This window comes from Gimesia alba (assembly GCF_007744675.1).
Lineage (GTDB): Bacteria > Planctomycetota > Planctomycetia > Planctomycetales > Planctomycetaceae > Gimesia > Gimesia alba.
Genome location: NZ_CP036269.1, coordinates 2340046 through 2358302, shown reverse-complemented (window position 1 = coordinate 2358302; position 18257 = coordinate 2340046). Strand labels below are relative to the sequence as shown.

At 46.6% G+C, this 18257-nt stretch carries 14 protein-coding genes and 1 tRNA gene; 6 read left to right on the top strand and 9 right to left on the bottom strand.

Translation table 11 applies throughout. From position 1 onward, the window contains the following. Positions 1–7: 7 nt before the first annotated feature. The gene (locus tag Pan241w_RS08775; RefSeq protein WP_145213925.1) at positions 8–1285 is read right to left on the bottom strand and encodes a right-handed parallel beta-helix repeat-containing protein; all 1278 of its coding nucleotides are present in this window, start codon (positions 1283–1285) and stop codon (positions 8–10) included. A 482-nt stretch (positions 1286–1767) separates the two neighbouring features. Here Pan241w_RS08775 and Pan241w_RS08770 point away from each other — a divergent pair. Beyond that, positions 1768–1841: transfer RNA gene (locus Pan241w_RS08770), tRNA-Arg, on the top strand. A gap of 402 nt (positions 1842–2243) precedes the next feature. Then, positions 2244–7460: an NACHT domain-containing protein gene (locus Pan241w_RS08765; protein ID WP_145213921.1), complete on the top strand. Its 5217-nt coding sequence runs from the start codon at positions 2244–2246 to the stop codon at positions 7458–7460. A 56-nt stretch (positions 7461–7516) separates the two neighbouring features. Here Pan241w_RS08765 and Pan241w_RS08760 read toward each other — a convergent pair whose 3' ends face one another. Continuing rightward, on the bottom strand, positions 7517–8233 hold the full coding sequence (locus Pan241w_RS08760) for a hypothetical protein (protein WP_145213918.1): 717 nt from the start codon (positions 8231–8233) through the stop codon (positions 7517–7519). Positions 8234–8462: 229 nt separating this feature from the next. Here Pan241w_RS08760 and Pan241w_RS08755 point away from each other — a divergent pair, with 229 nt between their 5' ends. The 4 genes from Pan241w_RS08755 (at position 8463) to Pan241w_RS08735 (ending at position 11983) form a co-directional block, all read left to right on the top strand. Continuing rightward, positions 8463–9395 carry a site-specific integrase gene (locus Pan241w_RS08755; RefSeq protein ID WP_145213915.1) on the top strand — a complete coding sequence of 311 codons (933 nt, stop codon included), beginning with the start codon at positions 8463–8465 and terminating at the stop codon, positions 9393–9395. Then, complete coding sequence (locus Pan241w_RS08750; protein WP_145213912.1) at positions 9396–10526, top strand: IS91 family transposase; 1131 nt, start codon at positions 9396–9398, stop codon at positions 10524–10526. 612 nt (positions 10527–11138) lie between these two features. Further along, on the top strand, positions 11139–11585 hold the full coding sequence (locus Pan241w_RS08740) for a transposase (protein WP_145209666.1): 447 nt from the start codon (positions 11139–11141) through the stop codon (positions 11583–11585). Continuing rightward, positions 11582–11983: a transposase gene (locus tag Pan241w_RS08735; RefSeq protein ID WP_145209663.1), complete on the top strand. Its 402-nt coding sequence runs from the start codon at positions 11582–11584 to the stop codon at positions 11981–11983. The genes Pan241w_RS08740 and Pan241w_RS08735 overlap by 4 nt, the downstream gene beginning before the upstream one ends. Positions 11984–12037: 54 nt before the next feature. Here Pan241w_RS08735 and Pan241w_RS08730 read toward each other — a convergent pair whose 3' ends face one another. The 7 genes from Pan241w_RS08730 to Pan241w_RS29330 form a co-directional block, all read right to left on the bottom strand. Continuing rightward, entirely contained in the window at positions 12038–13666 is a 1629-nt protein-coding gene (locus Pan241w_RS08730) for a tyrosine-type recombinase/integrase (protein WP_145213909.1), read from the bottom strand. Positions 13667–13685: 19 nt separating this feature from the next. Further along, positions 13686–13901: a topoisomerase II gene (locus Pan241w_RS08725; protein ID WP_145213907.1), complete on the bottom strand. Its 216-nt coding sequence runs from the start codon at positions 13899–13901 to the stop codon at positions 13686–13688. A gap of 98 nt (positions 13902–13999) precedes the next feature. After that, positions 14000–14275, bottom strand: a complete 276-nt coding sequence (locus Pan241w_RS08720) for a hypothetical protein (protein ID WP_145213904.1) — start codon at positions 14273–14275, stop codon at positions 14000–14002. Between the two features lie 1002 nt (positions 14276–15277). Beyond that, the gene (locus Pan241w_RS08715) at positions 15278–15661 is read right to left on the bottom strand and encodes a hypothetical protein (protein WP_145213901.1); all 384 of its coding nucleotides are present in this window, start codon (positions 15659–15661) and stop codon (positions 15278–15280) included. 259 nt (positions 15662–15920) lie between these two features. After that, entirely contained in the window at positions 15921–16457 is a 537-nt protein-coding gene (locus Pan241w_RS08710; protein WP_145213898.1) for a hypothetical protein, read from the bottom strand. A gap of 412 nt (positions 16458–16869) precedes the next feature. Continuing rightward, a complete protein-coding gene (locus Pan241w_RS08705) occupies positions 16870–17805 on the bottom strand; it encodes a replication-relaxation family protein (RefSeq protein WP_145213897.1) in 936 nt (311 codons plus the stop codon). A gap of 9 nt (positions 17806–17814) precedes the next feature. Beyond that, positions 17815–18257 (bottom strand): hypothetical protein (locus Pan241w_RS29330; RefSeq protein WP_198000415.1); only part of this gene is annotated, 443 nt, incomplete at its 5' end.

Genomic DNA, 18257 nt, shown 5'->3' with positions numbered 1-18257 from the left:
TCGTCACTTACTTGGAATCAGCCTGCTTTGACTCCGGCTTGACGGGCTCAGCCGCTGTTTCCAGAATGTTTTTGATAATCGAATCCTTCAGTTTTTTATGATCCGATTCCACATCAATCAGCAGATTGTTTCCGAAGATCACATTCGTCGTCGGTTCAATCACTTCAACGGCTTTGGGGCGCACAGAAGAAAACAGGTTACCGGAAACCGTAACACCACGCGTTTTGTCCAGCGTCAAGCCGGCGGCTTTGAGGTCATTCGTACGACGTTTGACATTACCATTGCCGATATAGCTGTTCGAGAAATTATTCCCGGTGACGGTGATCCGTCCGGACTTGGGACCAATCCGCAAAGCATCTTTAGCCAGCAGAGTAAAAGTATTCGCACTGACGGCACAGCCGTGCGCGTCATCCAGAATGATGCCGCTGCCGTTATGGGCAATCACATTCGCAGACAACGTAATCCCGTAACATTCCCGGTCCAGAACAATCGCTCTACCTTGACACTCTTCAATCATGTTGGCACAGACAATTGAACCGTAGGTATTTTCGATGATCACACCATCGCGGAGATGGTCATCCAGGTTGTTGCCGCTCATACACAGGTTAAAACCGTCCATGCAGTGAAGTGCATCCAGATTTTCTTCAAAGTGATTGGCAGAAACGACGATATCATGGCAGCCGATCGTATTCAGACCAGTTGCTTTATTGTAAGTAATCAAACAGTCGGAAACGCGTGGATCTTCAAAACAGAAATCAAGAAAGATGCCGTCACTGCCGTGATAGCTACAGGTCACGCCATGAATATAAATTTCCTGCACCCACTTGGCATTAATCCCCCGTCCGCTTTTCTCATTTCCGGTAACCCGAAAATTCTGTAACTGCACACGCCAGATACGCGGCTTGGGATCTTTCTTCCCATCAGGGAGTTTGGCGTCTGCCGGCGGGTGAATGGCAATCGCATCTTTGCCTGCTTCGTTTTTGTTATGAATGTGTGTCGCAGAGCCAGCTCCCATAATTAACACATCGCCTTTGGTGATCACCAGAGGCTGATCAATTTCAAACTTACCGGGTGGTAACAAAACCACTCCCCCCTCATCCGGTATCGCATCGATGGCTTCTTGAATCGAAGCATAATTAATCGCATGAATCACAGGCCGTGCACCGGCCAGTTTGGGCTTTTTAGAAGAAGGCTGGTTTTCCTGACCAGCGGCGACCAGATTGAGATTGAATAGCAGAGCCACAATCAAAAATGAAAACAGCACAGAAGTTTGAGAACGTTTCATAACAGGCAGGACCTCTCATTAATTAAGAAGCGGGGCAAGAGCATCAGGGCAACTCCGATAGAGCCAACCACTCACAACGAATTCGTAAGAAAGCTTGCTGAACCCAAACAAATTAACTTTCTTACGTAATTAACTCCATGACAACCGAATCAAAGTCGAGAGTCAAGCAGCAGGCGATTCCGATACATAAATTGGATTGTTTCATCTCGACTCTAAGCCTGCACGAAGTACGATGTGAGGCGCCGTCTTCTTTTTTAAAAATCGAATTCGATGAAGCAATCAGCCAAAATGAAGGTCTCTTGTTTTTTATCGTGGGAATGCTAGAATCCTCTTCCTCAACAGTTGCATCCATTTCTAATTTCAGTAACATAAGTAGAGATAACAAGTTGCACCTGTTTTTCCACGGCAAGGAAACAAGAAAATAGCGGAATCGTTGTTTTTCAGGTAACCAAAGCCTGCGAAAGACAGTCTAAATGAGACATGCACCCGTAGCTCAACTGGATAGAGCACCGGTCTTCGGAACCGGGGGTTGGGGGTTCGAATCCCTCCGGGTGTACTTTTTCAAGTCATTTCAAAACCACAACTTACAAATCCAAGGCCTTAGTCACTCAGACGAAGGCCTTTTTTGTTCCCCCCACTTATCCCCCCACTAATGCGATTTGACACATTACGATTTTTAGTTATTGAGAGTTTCTATCTTCCTTTAGTGATTGTCACATTTGAAAAGGTTTGCAATTAAATTATAGATTTGAATGTATTCACTGATTTCAAATTCCAACAGAAACGTACAGTGCTATAATCACTAATCAAATCAAACACTAACTTTCATCATTTACAACTATTAAGTTAATTCTAATCACCTCTTGATAGTATCGAGAAAATCACAGGCCCCATTGATAGACCAGAAACCTCAAAAACATCACAGATTATGGTAACTAAATAATAAAGGATTATTTTAATGGCGATACGAGCGACTCCTTCCAAAATAACTGCAGGAGAAGGATTCGACTTTGAAGATTATGTTGTTGCCCACTTTCTTATTCTGTTACTACTTCAAAAGGCTCCATTAAATCCAGATTATGGTTTCGTTTCACGCCTCGATTTTCAGACCAAAACTCTCGGATGGTTCCTCGATGACTTATTGATTACACTCAAAAGTCCATCGGGAATAAAACGTTGGGCACTTTCTATAAAAAGTAACACTCAATTTTCAAGTAAAAAAGCACCGCAAGATTTTACCAGAGCGATATGGCAGCAGTTCCTCTCTTCAGAAAAGATTAATCCCCATTTTGAGATCGACAGTGACTTTCTTGGAATGGCAACAGCACCTCATGGGACAAAAGTATGGAAATCGATACAAGGTCTTCTAACAAAGGCGCGTTCTCAGCATTCTGCTGACCTCATGAATCGCATTTCCCTTCCTGGATATGCAGCGAACGAGGGGCCTTTACTTGCAAGTCTCCAATGCCCAAATGATCTCGCTGATATGAATGAGGAGGAGACAGTACGACTAGTTTCATGTATCTTTATTGAACAGTTTGATTTTCTTGAAGAACCTTCAAAAGATTATAGAGCGGCTATTGAATTCTGCCGAATGGCGATACGCTCTGAATCACCAGATGACGCAGTGGCACTATGGGAAAACTTGGTCGTTCTAGCCAAAAAAGCTAGACCTAAAAGTGGTTATTACGATCTTCCAAAGCTTGCCCAGCAACTTCGTAACTCACACGATTTGAAAGCGTTTCCTCGATATAAAGATGACTGGAATAAGATCGAAGAATGGACTAGAAAACGTCTGGAGCTAGTCCATATGAACATCGGCCCTGATATCAATTTAGAAAGAGTAAATCAGCGCCAAAAAGTTCTCGATGCAGTTAATACACACCCGGCAATCGCAATCTTAGGACAATCCGGGGTTGGAAAGACTGTTCTCCTCAAACAATGTACTGAGACATGGAACCGAGAACAACTTTTCGTCTGGATTGACGCATCTCTACTGGAAGAAATTGAACTTGATGAACTCGAAACGCGACTAGGTATCCGTCATCCTCTCCATGAGTTATTTGCGGCCATTCATAATCAACAGTTATTTCTTATCCTAGATGCTGTAGACCGACTAGTTTCAAGATCCTCGATATCTCGTCTTTCCGCCCTCATTCATGCAGCCGTGGATACTAAAGTAAGCTCCGTTCGAATACTAATATCCTGCCAACCTGAAGAGTGGAAAAGAATTTATACCGAATTGATCAGGGCTGAATGCCCAATCAATAACTGGCAAGAGTTAGTTATTCAATCGCCAACTATTACCCAACTAACATCTGTCTGGGATAAGTTTCCTTCACTATTAACTCTTGCAACAAGACCACATCTTTCAGAAATCATTAGAACACCACGTATACTTGATCTTCTAGCAAGTCATTTATCAGCTGGTAAGAATATCAATACAGATAATTGGGTAGGTGAATCAAGCCTAGTAGATTGGTACTGGGAATCAGTAGTCAAAAATGGACATTTTGGTATTGAACGTTCAAGCTTCTTGCAAAGACTTGGGCAAAAACAAGCAGATCATGGCATACAAAACACTCCACTTATTGAACTTTTAGAAGGAAGCCAGTGCCTTTCAAGTCTCATTACAGATCGCATCTGTGTTGAAAAAGACGAAAAAATTGCATTTGCTCACGACTCAATCGGAGATTGGGCAAGGCAAAGAGTAATTATCGCATCTACTCAGAATCTAGATGACTTTCTTGCCACTCGAACATGTCGCCCACATTGGCATCGTGCCATCCGTTTATACGCTGTACATCTACTAGAAAAAAATAAAGACACGTCTGAATGGGCAAACCTCATTGATCGTATTCCAAAGATCACAGACTTTCTGCTTGATGCTGTTATCTTTGCCACAAACCAAACAAGCCTTCTTAAACTCATCTGGACAGTATTAGTCAGACAAGAAGGAGAGTTACTGAAAAGGTTTCTCAGGCGATTCCGTCATATAGCATCACAACCTAATCAGAAATTGGTGCAAGCACTCTCAGAAAATGGTCAAGGCAATGCATTCTCTCGAACAATTAATCGAGATCCACGATCGTTTTGGGCATCATGGGTCGCCGCGTTCCAGTTTTTTGAACATCATCTTGAAGACCTTCGCATGTACGCTGCAGTTGAGAGTGCCAATCTTGCTCAGACTTGGCTAACGATGACGCCACTGGATTTCCCGGGAAGATCAACTGCAGCACGCATCGCTGTGAGTGTTGCAGAGGATATGCACCAGAGCCGATTAACAAACCGCTATTTAGAAGACGAAGATGCTTCGATCTGCTACTCAGCAGCACTCGCTGCAGCTCACGAATTACCAGACCAACTTTCCACTCTTATCATGCAGGCGTGTTCATTGACCCCTGTCGATTTTGAAGTGAAAGACGATGGTACTAAATTGACAATGGATAATTCTGTCAAAGACCGACGGCGTAAAAGATTGCAGACCCAGTATCAATCTCCGTCTTGGCCCGACGGACCATTATTTGAAGTTGATGAAGCTTTTCTCGATGCTTGTATCAGTAGAAGTCCACCAGAAGTTTTGATGGAGATCAATCCAACACTCACACGCCAAATGTTACTTGCGGTGCTCGTTGAAGTTAAATGCAATAGATCATTTGATAGCGATTCTTCATATTTTTCTGATGATGATGTAGCCGTAAAACGGCTCATGCAATTTCACTTCCCTTTTTATTTACAGGGACCATTTCTTCCTTTCCTCCAAATCTCACCAGATGAAGGGATACAAACAATTGTTAGATTAGTTAATCATGCCACTGACCGTTGGTGTGAACTACCTAAATACCCAAGAAATCGTCCAATCAATGAAAATGGTATCCCAATATCTCAAAACGGAAACCGTCTTCAAGGGGAATATGAATGCTTTTACTGGAATCGTGGAGTAAGTAGTTGTAATGGCGCAGTCGCTTCATCGCTGATGGCTCTCGAAAAATGGCTTATAACTCTTTTCGAAAACAAGCAATCGATAGAATGCTATATAGGAAATATTTTTAAAGAATCTAAATCTGTTGCGATGATTGGCATGTTGGCGGACCTGGGTAGACAAAAACCTGATCTATTCAAAGGCATTCTCAAACCTATATTATTAACTCCAGAATTCTATGCTTTCGACTTTTTTTATAATGATTCAGGATTCAATTTTCTCGGGCCGCAAATTGATACTCGATATGGAGAAAGCTACTTTAATGAACAAAGAGATTGGCTAACGGCACAATTCCGTAAACAACCACTCATCAAAATTGCAGCTATCATGTATGGCTCTGATCCAGAGTTTAGAAGTTGTATTCTTTCAGAAATTCAGAATTGGTCAAAACGATTAAATGAAGATATCCCCAAAGATCTCATTGCAATACTAGAACATCTATATTGCGTCTTCTCTCCAGATTCATGGACCAAAGAGCCTACTGACACTAATTCCGAAGTTTGGATATTCAAGCAAGATTTCCAGTCTAATGAATCGAGCAAAGACGAGCAGCTCAGTGATCTCAATCCATTCGAAAAATGTGAGGTTCTAGTTCAAGGATGCTGTGACTCTATTTCCGATCCTACCAGATTCCATTCATCGGCTCTTGAGGAATTTTGGGAAATGGGTCAACAAATTCGTTCAGAACTCCTGACTGAAGATAGTGATTTAGAATTTGAAGTGCTACAGGTTGAAACAGCGATAGCAGCATTACTTTTATCTATAAATGCAGAGTGGTTAAATGAATATCCGGATCGCCTCTCTTGGTGTGAAACACGTCTTCAAAGATTCACTTTCGAATTACTAGCCTATAAACAGTCAAACGATACAACAAGGTTATTCACTCCAGCATTACTTTTAAATGTAGCTGGCATTGCACCTCGGATATGGGTAAATCATCTAGATGACAAAAAACATCGGGAATGGATTGCCATTATTGCAACCCATTTTGGTAATAAAATAACAACAATTCTTTTGAAAGCCGCTTTTGAAGTCAGAAACGCAATCGGAAATTCATTTCCTCAACTTGTACATCTTGTCCTTCGTTTTTCTTCTGCAGATTGGGAACACCATTCAGAAATAAAAAAATATCAAGATGAAGATATTTTTGATATGGACAAATGGTGGAATGCCGAATCTAAAACGTTCATCACAAATTCACTCAATCCCAAATTCCCACATTTTAATTCGACATGGCAAAGTCAACCTCGAGTCTGGTATGCAAATAATCGACATAATGATCGTGACACCTTTCATCTCGTACCTCCAATGTCAGACTCGATCGTACAAGCTGCACTATCTTGGATTCCTCCTTTGAATGATGCCACATCCCAGGAAGAAAGAAATTCATGGATCTTCCTTTGGCAAGAAGCCCTCCATATGAGTACCTTTCTTGCTCAAATTCGAGACATAGATGGTAATATTCTCTTAGATATGCATCTTGATGGTGGGATGCCATATAGGTTCGATAAGTGGATATTTGGAAAAATTGCAGAGGTAATTCTAGAAAGCAATGACGTAAATGAAGTACGTCCTTTATGGCAACCCATTATTGCACTTGGAAGACAATGCAGTTGGTGGGTGAGGGAATTTCTTTATCCCTGGTTTTTGGGGTCGCTAAAATCTGGTGACCAAGAGACCTTTTTTCTGATTTGGAGAGAAATGGTTCAGATGGCTCTTCAGACCAACACATGGATAGAGTATCGAGAACAGAGTCGAATGCATGGAAACGATCTTTGGTGCGACTTAATCGGCGTTGACAAGTCCTATCACTTATACTGGCAAAGTGAACATAAACATGTTTTCAAACAATTAACTGAATGGTACGAGCCTGTTGCCATACGAGTCTTGATTTTACCTGACACAGCTATAAATCTAATTCGATGGTTAACTTTACCTGCTGCAGAGTCAGTTCTCATACCTTCTCTAAATTGGATTCTTAAGGTCGCAAAGGACCACCCTAACTGGCTTAACCATGAAGAGCATCTGGGAAATGAAATTGCATGTCTTCTAGATCACTGTTGGAAATCAAAAGAGATTGAGTTTGGATTCAATTCAGACGATTCATTCCACGAGCTCGTCCGACTTCTCTCAGAACGGCAAAATCCATTGGCGATGGACCTTGAAGACAGAATTGCAAAAGGAGAAATATAACTCTTCCTATTTTAAACGGTAGTAGCCAGTAGTTAACCTGTCAGTTTATCCCAGCTTCACACATTTGTCAGAGAGCTAGAGGTTGGCCAAATACAAACATTCGGGTTAATGATCCGTTTGGTATTCGTTTCATGAAACCAGCTGATTGGTGATGAGGACAACAATCCCTGATTGGTATTATTTGGATTTGCACAGGTACCATTATAGTTTGCAACAATTCGGTGTGGTGTTGATTGGCCGCTTGGTGAATGAAGACACGGTGACCGCCATTCCACGCGTGTAGTAGGTGAGTCGCACTGAACCCCGTATCCAGTCTCTGAGAAAACCACTGCACTGGCGATGCTTTGAGATTTCGTACGGACCATTCCAAATCGATGCTCGACGTTCGTGGCATAGTCCATCACCGCAAAGAGCCACCGATGATATCCCTCAGAATCTTCATCAACGCGCCAAACACGATATCGATACCAACGATCGCATTCCCATGAAAACGGTGTGTTGTTTACCCCAACCCCCCCGTGTTCTTCCCAGTCTGATTTGCCTCCCCAGTTGACGCCTTTGTTGTTATTGTCTTGAAATTCGGGAGTACCGGACCATTGAAAACCTCCATGAGCCCACTCGTCGTGATGAGTAAAGTTCACTTGTAATGAGAAGAAATAAAGCCATTTGCGATCTGCGGATGCAGGAAAGTCCGTAATGTGAACGTCAACGTCGTACGCATAAATATCTGTGACTTTAGATTCGAGATAAGTGTAAGATGATTTCGGTTCCATAGCATTCGCCAAACGTCTTGTATAACCAGGCCGTTGCGGTTGATAACTCCATTTGTAAACGCGCTGTCGACGGCTTCGCGTGCATCGTATTGTTCAAGTAAGCCGCTATCGCGGCGTAGTTTTCATTGCTGAATTATAGTGAAATTTCTGAAAAAAGTCGAGCATTTGCCTCAAGTGGGAGCCACGTTTTCTCTTTGTGTTCCAATCACTTTACGAAAGAGAAGATCTGATGGCGAATTACAACAACTCTGTCCGCTCCGAATATTTCAACGGCAAGCTTTATGATCAGATGACTGACGACCTGCATTTGGCCGGCATGGCACAGCGAACCATCCACGGCTACCTGCGAGCAGTCCGGCAATTGGCCGACTATTCAAAGCGTTCGCCCGACAAAGTTACCGAAGAGCAACTGCGGCAGTGGCTCCTGCACTTGAAGATCGAGAAGCAGTTTGCGTATGGATCGCTTCGAGTTGCTTTTAGCGGAACCAAGTTCTTCTTTACCCGAACTTGCCGGCGTGATTGGAGAACACTTTCCGAAACCAAACTTCAGAATATTCAATCGCTTCCGGAAGTCATCACCCCAGGCCAAGTGCAGCAAATCATTGATGCTTGCACGACGATTCGGATGGCTACGTTCTTCTGGACTGTCTATTCCCTCGGACTACGAATCGATGAAGGACTCAATCTTCACGTCGGAGATATCGACGGACAACGCATGATGGTTCATATCCACCGTGGCAAAGGGGCCAAGGACCGCTACATCCCCTTACCATCATCCACCTTGGTGTGGCTGCGAGAATACTGGATAACTCATCGTAACCCGACGTTTCTGTTTCCCGCTGATGGCCGCAATCATCGCCAGGGGGCGACAGCCACGACACCAATGAGCATGACTGCTGCCCAGGGAGCGATCAAGAAGATCACCAAACAATTGAAGTTTGGCAAAAAAGTATCAACCCATACTCTGCGGCACTCGTACGCCACTCATCTCCTCGAAGCGGGAGCAAGTCTCAAGGCGATTCAGAAGTACCTCGGTCACACCAGCCTCCAGACCACGATGATTTACCTGCATCTTACCGAGACCGCTGAGGCCGACACCCAGAAGTTGATCAACCAGCTCTTTGTTCGAAAGCCGCTGCCACAAAGGTTTAGCGACAAGTAGATGCCGACCGTTGCCGATGCACTTCGGCAACACGCTCCCGGTTACCTCGAATCGTTCAACCAACGCGTACCGCTAGGCCACCGCAAGGTACTCAGCTACATCATGCGTTGCCGAACGGGCAGACTCGGGAGTGTCATCTATCGGTGCAAGTCTTGTGAGCGAACGCATTGGGTCGGACGGTCGTGTGGAAACCGACACTGCCCCAATTGCCAAAAACTCAAGACAACGTTGTGGCTCGCCAGCCAAACCGAAAAGATACTGCCAGTGCAACATTTTGTCGTGACGTTCACGGTTCCTCAGGAGCTGCGGCCACTGCTGCGCGCCAACCAAAAAGAGGGCTACAACGCGATCTTCAAAGCGGGTAGCGAAACAATTCGAATGTTACTCAAGGTTCCCCGGAACCTTGGCAGTGACAAGATTGGCTTCTTTGGCGTGCTCCACACCTGGGGCCGCGACTTGCAGGCTTACCATCCTCACGTTCACTTCGTTGTTCCCGGCGGTGGAGTGAGCAAGGACGGAAAGCAATGGTTACAGGTCAACAAAGACCAGCTGTTTCATCCGCGTCCTGCCTTGCAGCTGTACAAACAGCGGTTCGCCGAAGCGATGAAGGAAGCCGGTTTGTATTCCAAGTTGCCTGACGGCGTCTTGAAAAAGAACTGGGTCGTGAACATCCAACCTGTCGGTGATGGCCGGGCGGTGTTGAAATACCTTTCGCCTTACGTTTATCGGGTGGCCATCAGCGACAACCGGATCGAACAAGTCGATGAAAAAGGAGTTACGTATCGGGTCAAGCTGACGGGCAGTCATCACTACGTGTCACGACGGGCAACCGGGCAACAGTTCGTCGCGAGTTTCGCTCAACATATCTTGCCAAGTGGCTTTCAGAAAATTCGCTACTACGGCTGGATGAGCCCCAACCACAAACTAAAACTGGCAGAAGTTCGTTGGCTCGTCTGGCTCTGGCGTGGATGGACGTTCTGGCTTGGCAGCGCCATGCTTCAGCCAAAAGTCACCAAGCCGCCCGCTCCAACGTGCAGCGACTGTGGAGGCGAGTTGGAACTGCTGGCGATCACCAACGAAACGGGCAAGCTGATCTGGCAACGACAGCTTCAGGCGCGGGGGCCACCATGATCCTTGCCGAATACCTACAATTCGAAATTCGAAAATCGCAACCGGGAAGCGAGGCGAGGAAGATATGCGCCTTCATCGCATTCGCATCGAAAAATGGACCGAAAACTCCACTAGCTATCGAAAAAACTGCCACTTGGATACCACCAAGAGTCAAACAAAGGCAATCGCCCACGTGTCCATCGCAAACTGGGCTATCAATCGTCCGCTCCAAGGCAGGCTGCTGGAAGCAAATCCCATAGGCGCCCCCTCGCTAACGGCCTTCCTGAACAGAGAATTTGAACATCGGCTCCGTTCCTGCGTCACTACGCGATGTCAAATTCTTATTTGTTGTGTGCGTCATCCTACGCCAAGGTCTATCACAAATATAGCGGTTGGAACAACCTTGTCATCGTCGACACCGAGTTGTTCGACAACAATTTCTTTGACGATTGAAAACACAGTGTTATAGGCTGCTTCAGCGTGTAGATTCGTTGCGATACTAAGTCCAACTATCCGTTTCGCTACGCATCCAAACATAGTATATCCGTTTAGAGGTTGTCTCATAACGTCAAAAAAAGTGAACGGTTTGGCGCGTCTTTTGCATGAAGTGTTCTCCTGAAAGGAGAATTTCTTATGTATATGACGCTGGTCTGGTGGCCCAAACGAAAACGGGTTTCCACAAAAACAGCGTCCAGGACGGAACGCCCGGTCGTTTTGACCGATAAACAATGGTCTTTAGTCGCAAAACTGTTTCCCTGGACTCCCCCTTCCAAAAAGGGAGGACGTCCAAAAGCCCATCCACGAGATTGCCTGGAAGGCATTCTCTGGATTTTGGTGACAGGAGCACGATGGAAAGATTTACCAAGAGAGTATCCCTCAAAAGCGACGTGCCATCGACGTTTCCAGCAATGGACGATCGAAGGGCGGCTCTTATCTGCCTGGCAAATCATCTTGGAACGAATGGATGATGCTGGCCAGATTGATTTCTCGGAAACCTTTGCTGATGGCACTTTTGCCTCGGCAAAAAAAGGGGTAGAAGAGTTGGCCCGACTCGTCGTGGCAAAGGCACAAAGGTCATGATTTTTGTCGATCGTCACGGGACACCTGTGGCGATCGACACAGAATCGGCCCGTCGTAGCGAAGTCAAGCTGATCGAACCGCTGCTTGAAAAAATCACATTGCAAAATCGACAACCCGAGCGACTTGTTTATGACAAAGCCGCCGATTCGGACTCGTTGCGCAAACGGCTGATGGAAAAGAATATCGATCTGATCTGCCCGCATCGAAAATCGAGAGTCAAACCGCCGACGCAAGATGGTCGAAAGCTTCCACGCTTCAAACGACGTTGGATTGTGGAACGCAGTATTGCCTGGCTCCACAACTATCGTCGCATTGTCACGCGCTGGGAATATCACGATTACCTCTACGAAAGCTTTGTAATTCTTGGGTGTTTATTTACACTATTAAAAAGGTTTTGAGATGCCCTCTAGTATTCGGGGACAAATACTTTTATCCGACGCGTAATAATATTCTCAAATCGAATTGAGTAAGCTCCGCAGCTTCTTCAGTTCTTCATCTGAAAATTGAGACATTTCATTCCCAGAATCCTGTTTTACTGAATCGCCTGCTAGCTTTTCATGAACTTCCCCTGCAGCGGCCTGGGCAGCCTTAGTTGCACCATAGAACTTTTCCGTGGTTGCAAAATCTTTATGTCGTAGAATGATCTTGAGCGTTTCTGCAGAAACTCCCGCATTGATCAATCGGTGGGCACAACCACGTCTCAAATCATGGGCCGAAGCATATTTCAGCCGGCGACCTGCTTCTTCATCAGGTTGTTGAACGACAATCCGGGCTTGCTCCCCAATCATCGAAATAATGCGACTGACACGTTTTGCTGTTAGTCTTTGTTCTTTTCGCTGAGCCTGTCTGCAGGACTGTTTTTCTGCTCTCGCTTTGAGTTTTGTAATCGCAGTGGAATCGATTTCACCCTGGTGACGATTAAATTCTTCTCCCCGTTTGATTTTCGCTCTTGTGAGCCATTTTCGGACTGTCGTTTCAGAAACGCCGCAAGCTCTTGCGATCGCAGAATTATTATAGTCCGCTGCCAGTTTCGCGAGATCGGTGTTCGTCGGCCTGAACCATTCACTGTCCACTTTAATCTGATATTCCATCGCTAGGGGATTCACTACCCAACCTTTGCGATCCTTCTCAGGAACCTGATCCAAAAGCACCTGCAATCCTGGCAACATTGGAATTTCCTGGGTCTTACCATTTTTCTGCGTAGAGGGAATGATCAATGTGGGATGCAAATTCTGGTGACGCGGCCAAACGGGGTGAATCTTTCTTTCATCATCCCATGAGAAATTCATCACATCCCCAATGCGAAATGCACTCTCCCAAAGTATCTGTAAAACAAATTGCCAGGACTCTGCTGGTTTCTCGCCCACGACCTCTCGAGTGGCATCAAGCATACTCTCAAATTCCTCAATGGTCACCGGCCGCCCCTTCATCACATCATCTACACTTAGTTTTGTGATTGGTGGAACTTGACCAACCCAGCCATGACGATGGCAATACCGCACGAACGCCATAACTGCCCCCATCATCGTGTTGACGGTGGTCAGAGATCGAGTTTCATAAACCCCTTCTTCACCGGCAAGCAACCGATCCTGTAGATATTCCAAGACAGTCAGTGTTGTGTATTCTTCGATGTTCGCATTCTCTGGCAGCTTCATCTTTTTCCGGTAATTTTCAAAGATTCGACTGGCGATTTGAACTCGTCCAATCGCTGTTTCCAGAGACTTTGGTCGCATTCGGGTCTTGCAATGTTCATAGTAATGTTCGAAGCAATCCTGCCAACGCATGTCGCTAACACGTTCCCTATCACCTCGCATCACCGACGGAGTTGGCAAACGCGTCTGAATTTCCAGTTCTTCAGTTATCACACCACCCGATTCGATATAGCGACCATTCAACAAACGCTCGCGACACTCTCTCATGATCCGACGGGCTTCTCGACGTTCACGAGTCCTGCAACTCTTTCTGATCCGTTTCTGATGCAGCGGGCAATAGAATTTCAAGACGTAACCGTTCTTGTCGGCTTTTTTGAGCGGCCGATCCGGATACAACTGGATATTTCCGATTTCAGGTTTACGAGGCATAATGATTCAGAACAGGGGACTATTCTGCCTCATCAGACTTGGTGTGGGAATTATTTTCTAAATGCAAAATCAGATTGTGGCCTGTCACCCAACGCGTGTGTCCAATAGTTGCATACGGCAGACCTTCATCGAGCATCTTGTCCCAGAACCGCTGTGAAATTCCGAGACGTTGCAACACCATCGCCTTGCTGTAGGCTTCCGCCGAGTGAATGACTCCACCAGTGTTTCTATTCATGACACTATTCTCCTGATAGCGATTCAAAATTGGGAAATGGAAAAGTGGGACGGTGATTGAGTTTTCAATCACCGTCCAGGAACGAATCAGTCCGAGCGTCAGTCCAGAATGATTTCGGCCTCAGCCCGTTCGACGTAGCCCTGTGCCATTTGCAAAACGCGGACTGCTTGCGGTAATTCCGCCAGGTTGAAGGACGCAGTGTATTTCACTTCGTCGGCATCCTTATAACGTTTCTGCACGCTGACACTTCGGATCGTAATCGGGCCTTCGTCTGTTTCGATTTCGTGAGCGAAGACCGAAGCCGACACAAAACCGATACGGAAGACTTTTTCTGGCGGGTTGTTGTTACTTCTCTTGGTACTTTTTTTAGCCATCGGCTCAACCTTTCTGAGGAAAGAACAATTGTGGGTTATGAGTCACGATAAACCGACAACCCGTTAGATTCGCTTTTGTCTACACGATGCAGACCGTGAACGACAATGCCACGGGTTTGCAAGGTGCGCAAGGAGATCGTGGGCGTTTTCAACAGGGAGGTCTGGGAATTTTTCAAATCGAAAAAAGGGTGATGAGCGGGGGAGTGATTCCCGCTCATCGAATTCGATCCATTAAGTGAATCATTAACAGCCATTCACAACGCTTGGTACGCCTTGCGGCGACGCTTAACGAAGCTATCGGCTTCCTACTTTGAGAGTAGGGAAGTGCGCAATTACGGTTGCTTAACTCTACATTTCACATTGTCGCAGTCTTCCACTGCATTGCCGATGCACCCACATTCACACTTGCGGCAGAAACCCCAACAATAGTAGCCGTCCGCCGAACCACCGCAGCATTTGCAGCGGATTGCATTCTCGATGTTGTAATTTCTGATACACCGAAGGCAGGCAGTGTCACTCATGGTGTTTCTCGGATCTTCACATTCGAGAACGTAAATTCCGGAATATTCCCAAAACTCACGATCACAAAAACAACAATTTCCGAAGAAACGGTGCGGATCAGTTGTACCGATTCCACCCCGATTGCTGCATTCTTCACAATAAGCGAAGTCTTGCTGATCTGGCTTCCGAGAAAAAGGGTCTGACCACACCGCTCCGTGGTAAAGCGGATTCTCCGGTGTGTCCTTACATTTACAGTACGTGCAGTTGTCCATAACAAAAAGGGAAAGGAAATTACTCCCCGGCCTCGAATGCCGGGGGGAGGGGACTGCACCTCGCCCTACTCTCCACCGTCCGTAATCGGTGGAAGGCAAGGCTTCGATACAGTGAATTTGGCGGAACGACCGAGAGGGCGATCGTTCCGAAATTCTTTGTTCCCACTCCAGTTTTTCTGGTTTGAGCAAACTCAAACCAGAAAAAACCTCCACCGTAGCGATAACATCCTTATGCATCGTTCTTCTCCTCGGGTTTGCCACCGTTTTCAATGAATTCCCATGCTTTGATGAGAGCCATTGAAGCTGGCAGTAAATGTTCCGGGAATAAAACGTGCGTTCGCTTTGTCTCATTGCCGTCCCGGTAGGAACGGGTGAGACTGACCATCCACGTTTCGCGTGGTTTACCGTCGGCAGAGGGAATCTGCTTGGGCCAGACAGCAGCACTGATGCCACTGAATTCCACACGACAAATGGGTGGTTGTTTTGCTTCCTTAACCTTGTTAGTGGTGTTAGAAACTTTTGCCGGTGTTGTTTTCTTGTCATTTTCCATAATGATCTTGGGAGTAAAGAAATTAAAATCCGTCAAAATGACGGGACGAAAGACCTGTCTCAATCAAATACCAAACCAACCCTCTCTGGTCGGGGCAAAGTTGAAACCGGCCGTTGCATCCAATAAAAGTTGATGAGCGAGGGAGAATAACCTGCTCATCGAGTTGGATTCCTGATGGGAATCATGGTCAGCTTTAGAAAGCGTCTGGTACGTCTGAAAACGACACTTAACACATTCGCGAGCCTGCATCCGGAAGTTGACAACGGCAACTTCCGGATGACACACTGTTCTCACTCCTTCGGAATTGCTTCCGTCCTGATGCTCAGACCATCAGAAATGCGATTCCTACCACCAAATGCAGAGCCAGGAGGCTCAATTCAAGTCCCATGCCCGGGAGGACACGGGGCTTGTTGGATTTGCGAGCTGGCTGTGAAGCCCACTCAATGGTCTGAAACAAGTTTCGCCACTTTCCTTCCTGTTTTTTGAACTGAGTTGCCTGCTTCTGAAAACAGCTTAAGTCTTCGAGAAGTTTTCGTCTCTGTTCTGTCAACCGATTCCAGTCATCAGCAAGGTCGACCTGGCGGGCGAGCAGTTGCATGTTGACAAGAGTGGGCTGTTTCCAAAATTGAAACCAGTGTGGTTTCGCAATAACAATCGGGGCCATCATTTTGGAATCGACATCGTGTCGCACTGTGGTTGGTACGTGTTCCATACTATTAGGGGTGAAATGGGGTACAAAAACCGCCCGTAGGCGGACATCGAAGAAATTCGTTCCCGTAAAACGCTGCCGTGTCAGCATGTACGAAAGATCTCGAACTTTCTGGATGTATTCGATCCGGTCATGCCGGAGTTGATTCATTTGAAAGGCACGCAATGGACTGATATGCAGTCTTGTGTGCTGTTGCCCAAACCAAAACAGTCCGGCATTGCCGGTTCGTAAAAAACAAAACAACATACATGGGAGGGAGTACGACTTATGCTCTTCTGACCAGAGGAAGAAGAGTGGAAAACCATTTGACAGCGGCAGGCATATGGCCGGGAGCTGACGGATGGTTTTCCGGGGGTGTCGGGGGCGATCTAGCCCCGACCTCACAGGTTGACTCGGTACCCCCCTGGAAAGCTGTGAGGTCGGGGATGGATTGAGCTTGCCGAATGACTGAGCCGACACCCTTAAGTCGTTGGTGGGCAAACAAATACACGTACAACCCACAAAACAGCCAGCGTATGTCGGGGCGGAGACCTGCCCGGAGACCCGGCAACAGGCTAAACAATCATGATTTTGAGACTGCCAACACATCGTCTACATCCTCTCTATTTAAAGTCGGTTCCGAAGAGATCGTTGAAACTGCTCTTGTATTAACCAATGGTTGAGGCTCGTCGGAATCGGTACGGTACCAGACCCGTTCATGCAGGAATGTTTCCGGTGTTAATTCGGTCAGCGAGGCGAACCGCCAGAAATCCGCGCCTGCTTTTTTATGAAAAGCACGCCGTAATGCATCGCGCCGTTTTTCACTCGGTGCAACCATCACCACGGTGAACCGGTTGAGAGTCGTGGCCGGAAACTGTTTCCGATGCCGTTGTTGGCGATGGAGTTCCGTATAGCCGGGAGACTTCAACGCCGCGACACGATTGTGACTGTAGTTATCACGGTCTCGATCCTGCTCCAGATAAAAGACGCCACGATGCCCGTCTACTTCCAGCAGAAAACCGGAGTCCGGAGCACAGATGATTTTTTTAGGGGCCGTCTTAAGTTCTGAATACAAGCGAATTCGCTGTTTGGGATCAGAGTCCTCTGGATTGAGAAACTCCTGCTCGTTGCACCAGGTCACCAATTTGACTTCACTCTGTGTAATCGCTTTGTCGAGCAAAATGTGCGTGTTGGCGACGGCCAGATAATGATACAGGTGCATCGGCTGCGCAATGCTGGTCGGTTTCGCTAAATACCGATCATCTTCAAAATGCTCCGCTAAAAACTGGCACCCCTGCTTCGCCAGATGATAGACGGGCGCAGGTGTCTCATCGCGCGGATTGACAACCAGCATTCTTTGTTTGCTGATATAACCATCCCGCACCAGCGCCGAGAGACGCCGGCGTGAAAGCCGACCATCCACGTCGGTCGGATAACACTCCTGCTGGATCATGCGACGGTTCATCAGAAAATACCGTCCCAAAGCAGCAAGTACCGGGATGTCACGTGTGGTTATCATGGTTCACCTTCAATTGGGGAAAGGGTCATCACCGGTATCTTTTTCCGGCAATGCCAGCCCCAGATTTTTGATCATGGTTTCCAGTTCCGTTTGGTGTGCTTGCAACACCTCGCGCGGCGAAGGAAATATCTGGGCCAGAATTTGCAAGTATTGCTCGACATGTTGCGCCACAAATCTGGGCGACCATCTTGTGGGGTCCTGTGCGAGGGGGAACTGAATCTTCATCGGGTTCCCTGATCCGTAGGTTATCGCTTCTCCAATCTGGAGCGACGCGAGCAGCGTGGCATTCATCATCTGATGTTCCTGGGGAGTAAAATAGGTAATTCCGGTCACCACCGACCGCCACCGCAGTCGGGGAACCAGCGATTGTTTGAATGTCCTGCCAACCGTTTTGCCAACCGATTTGGACCAACTGCTGGAGGTTTGATGAGAGCTACCCCGCGAGCCTCCTT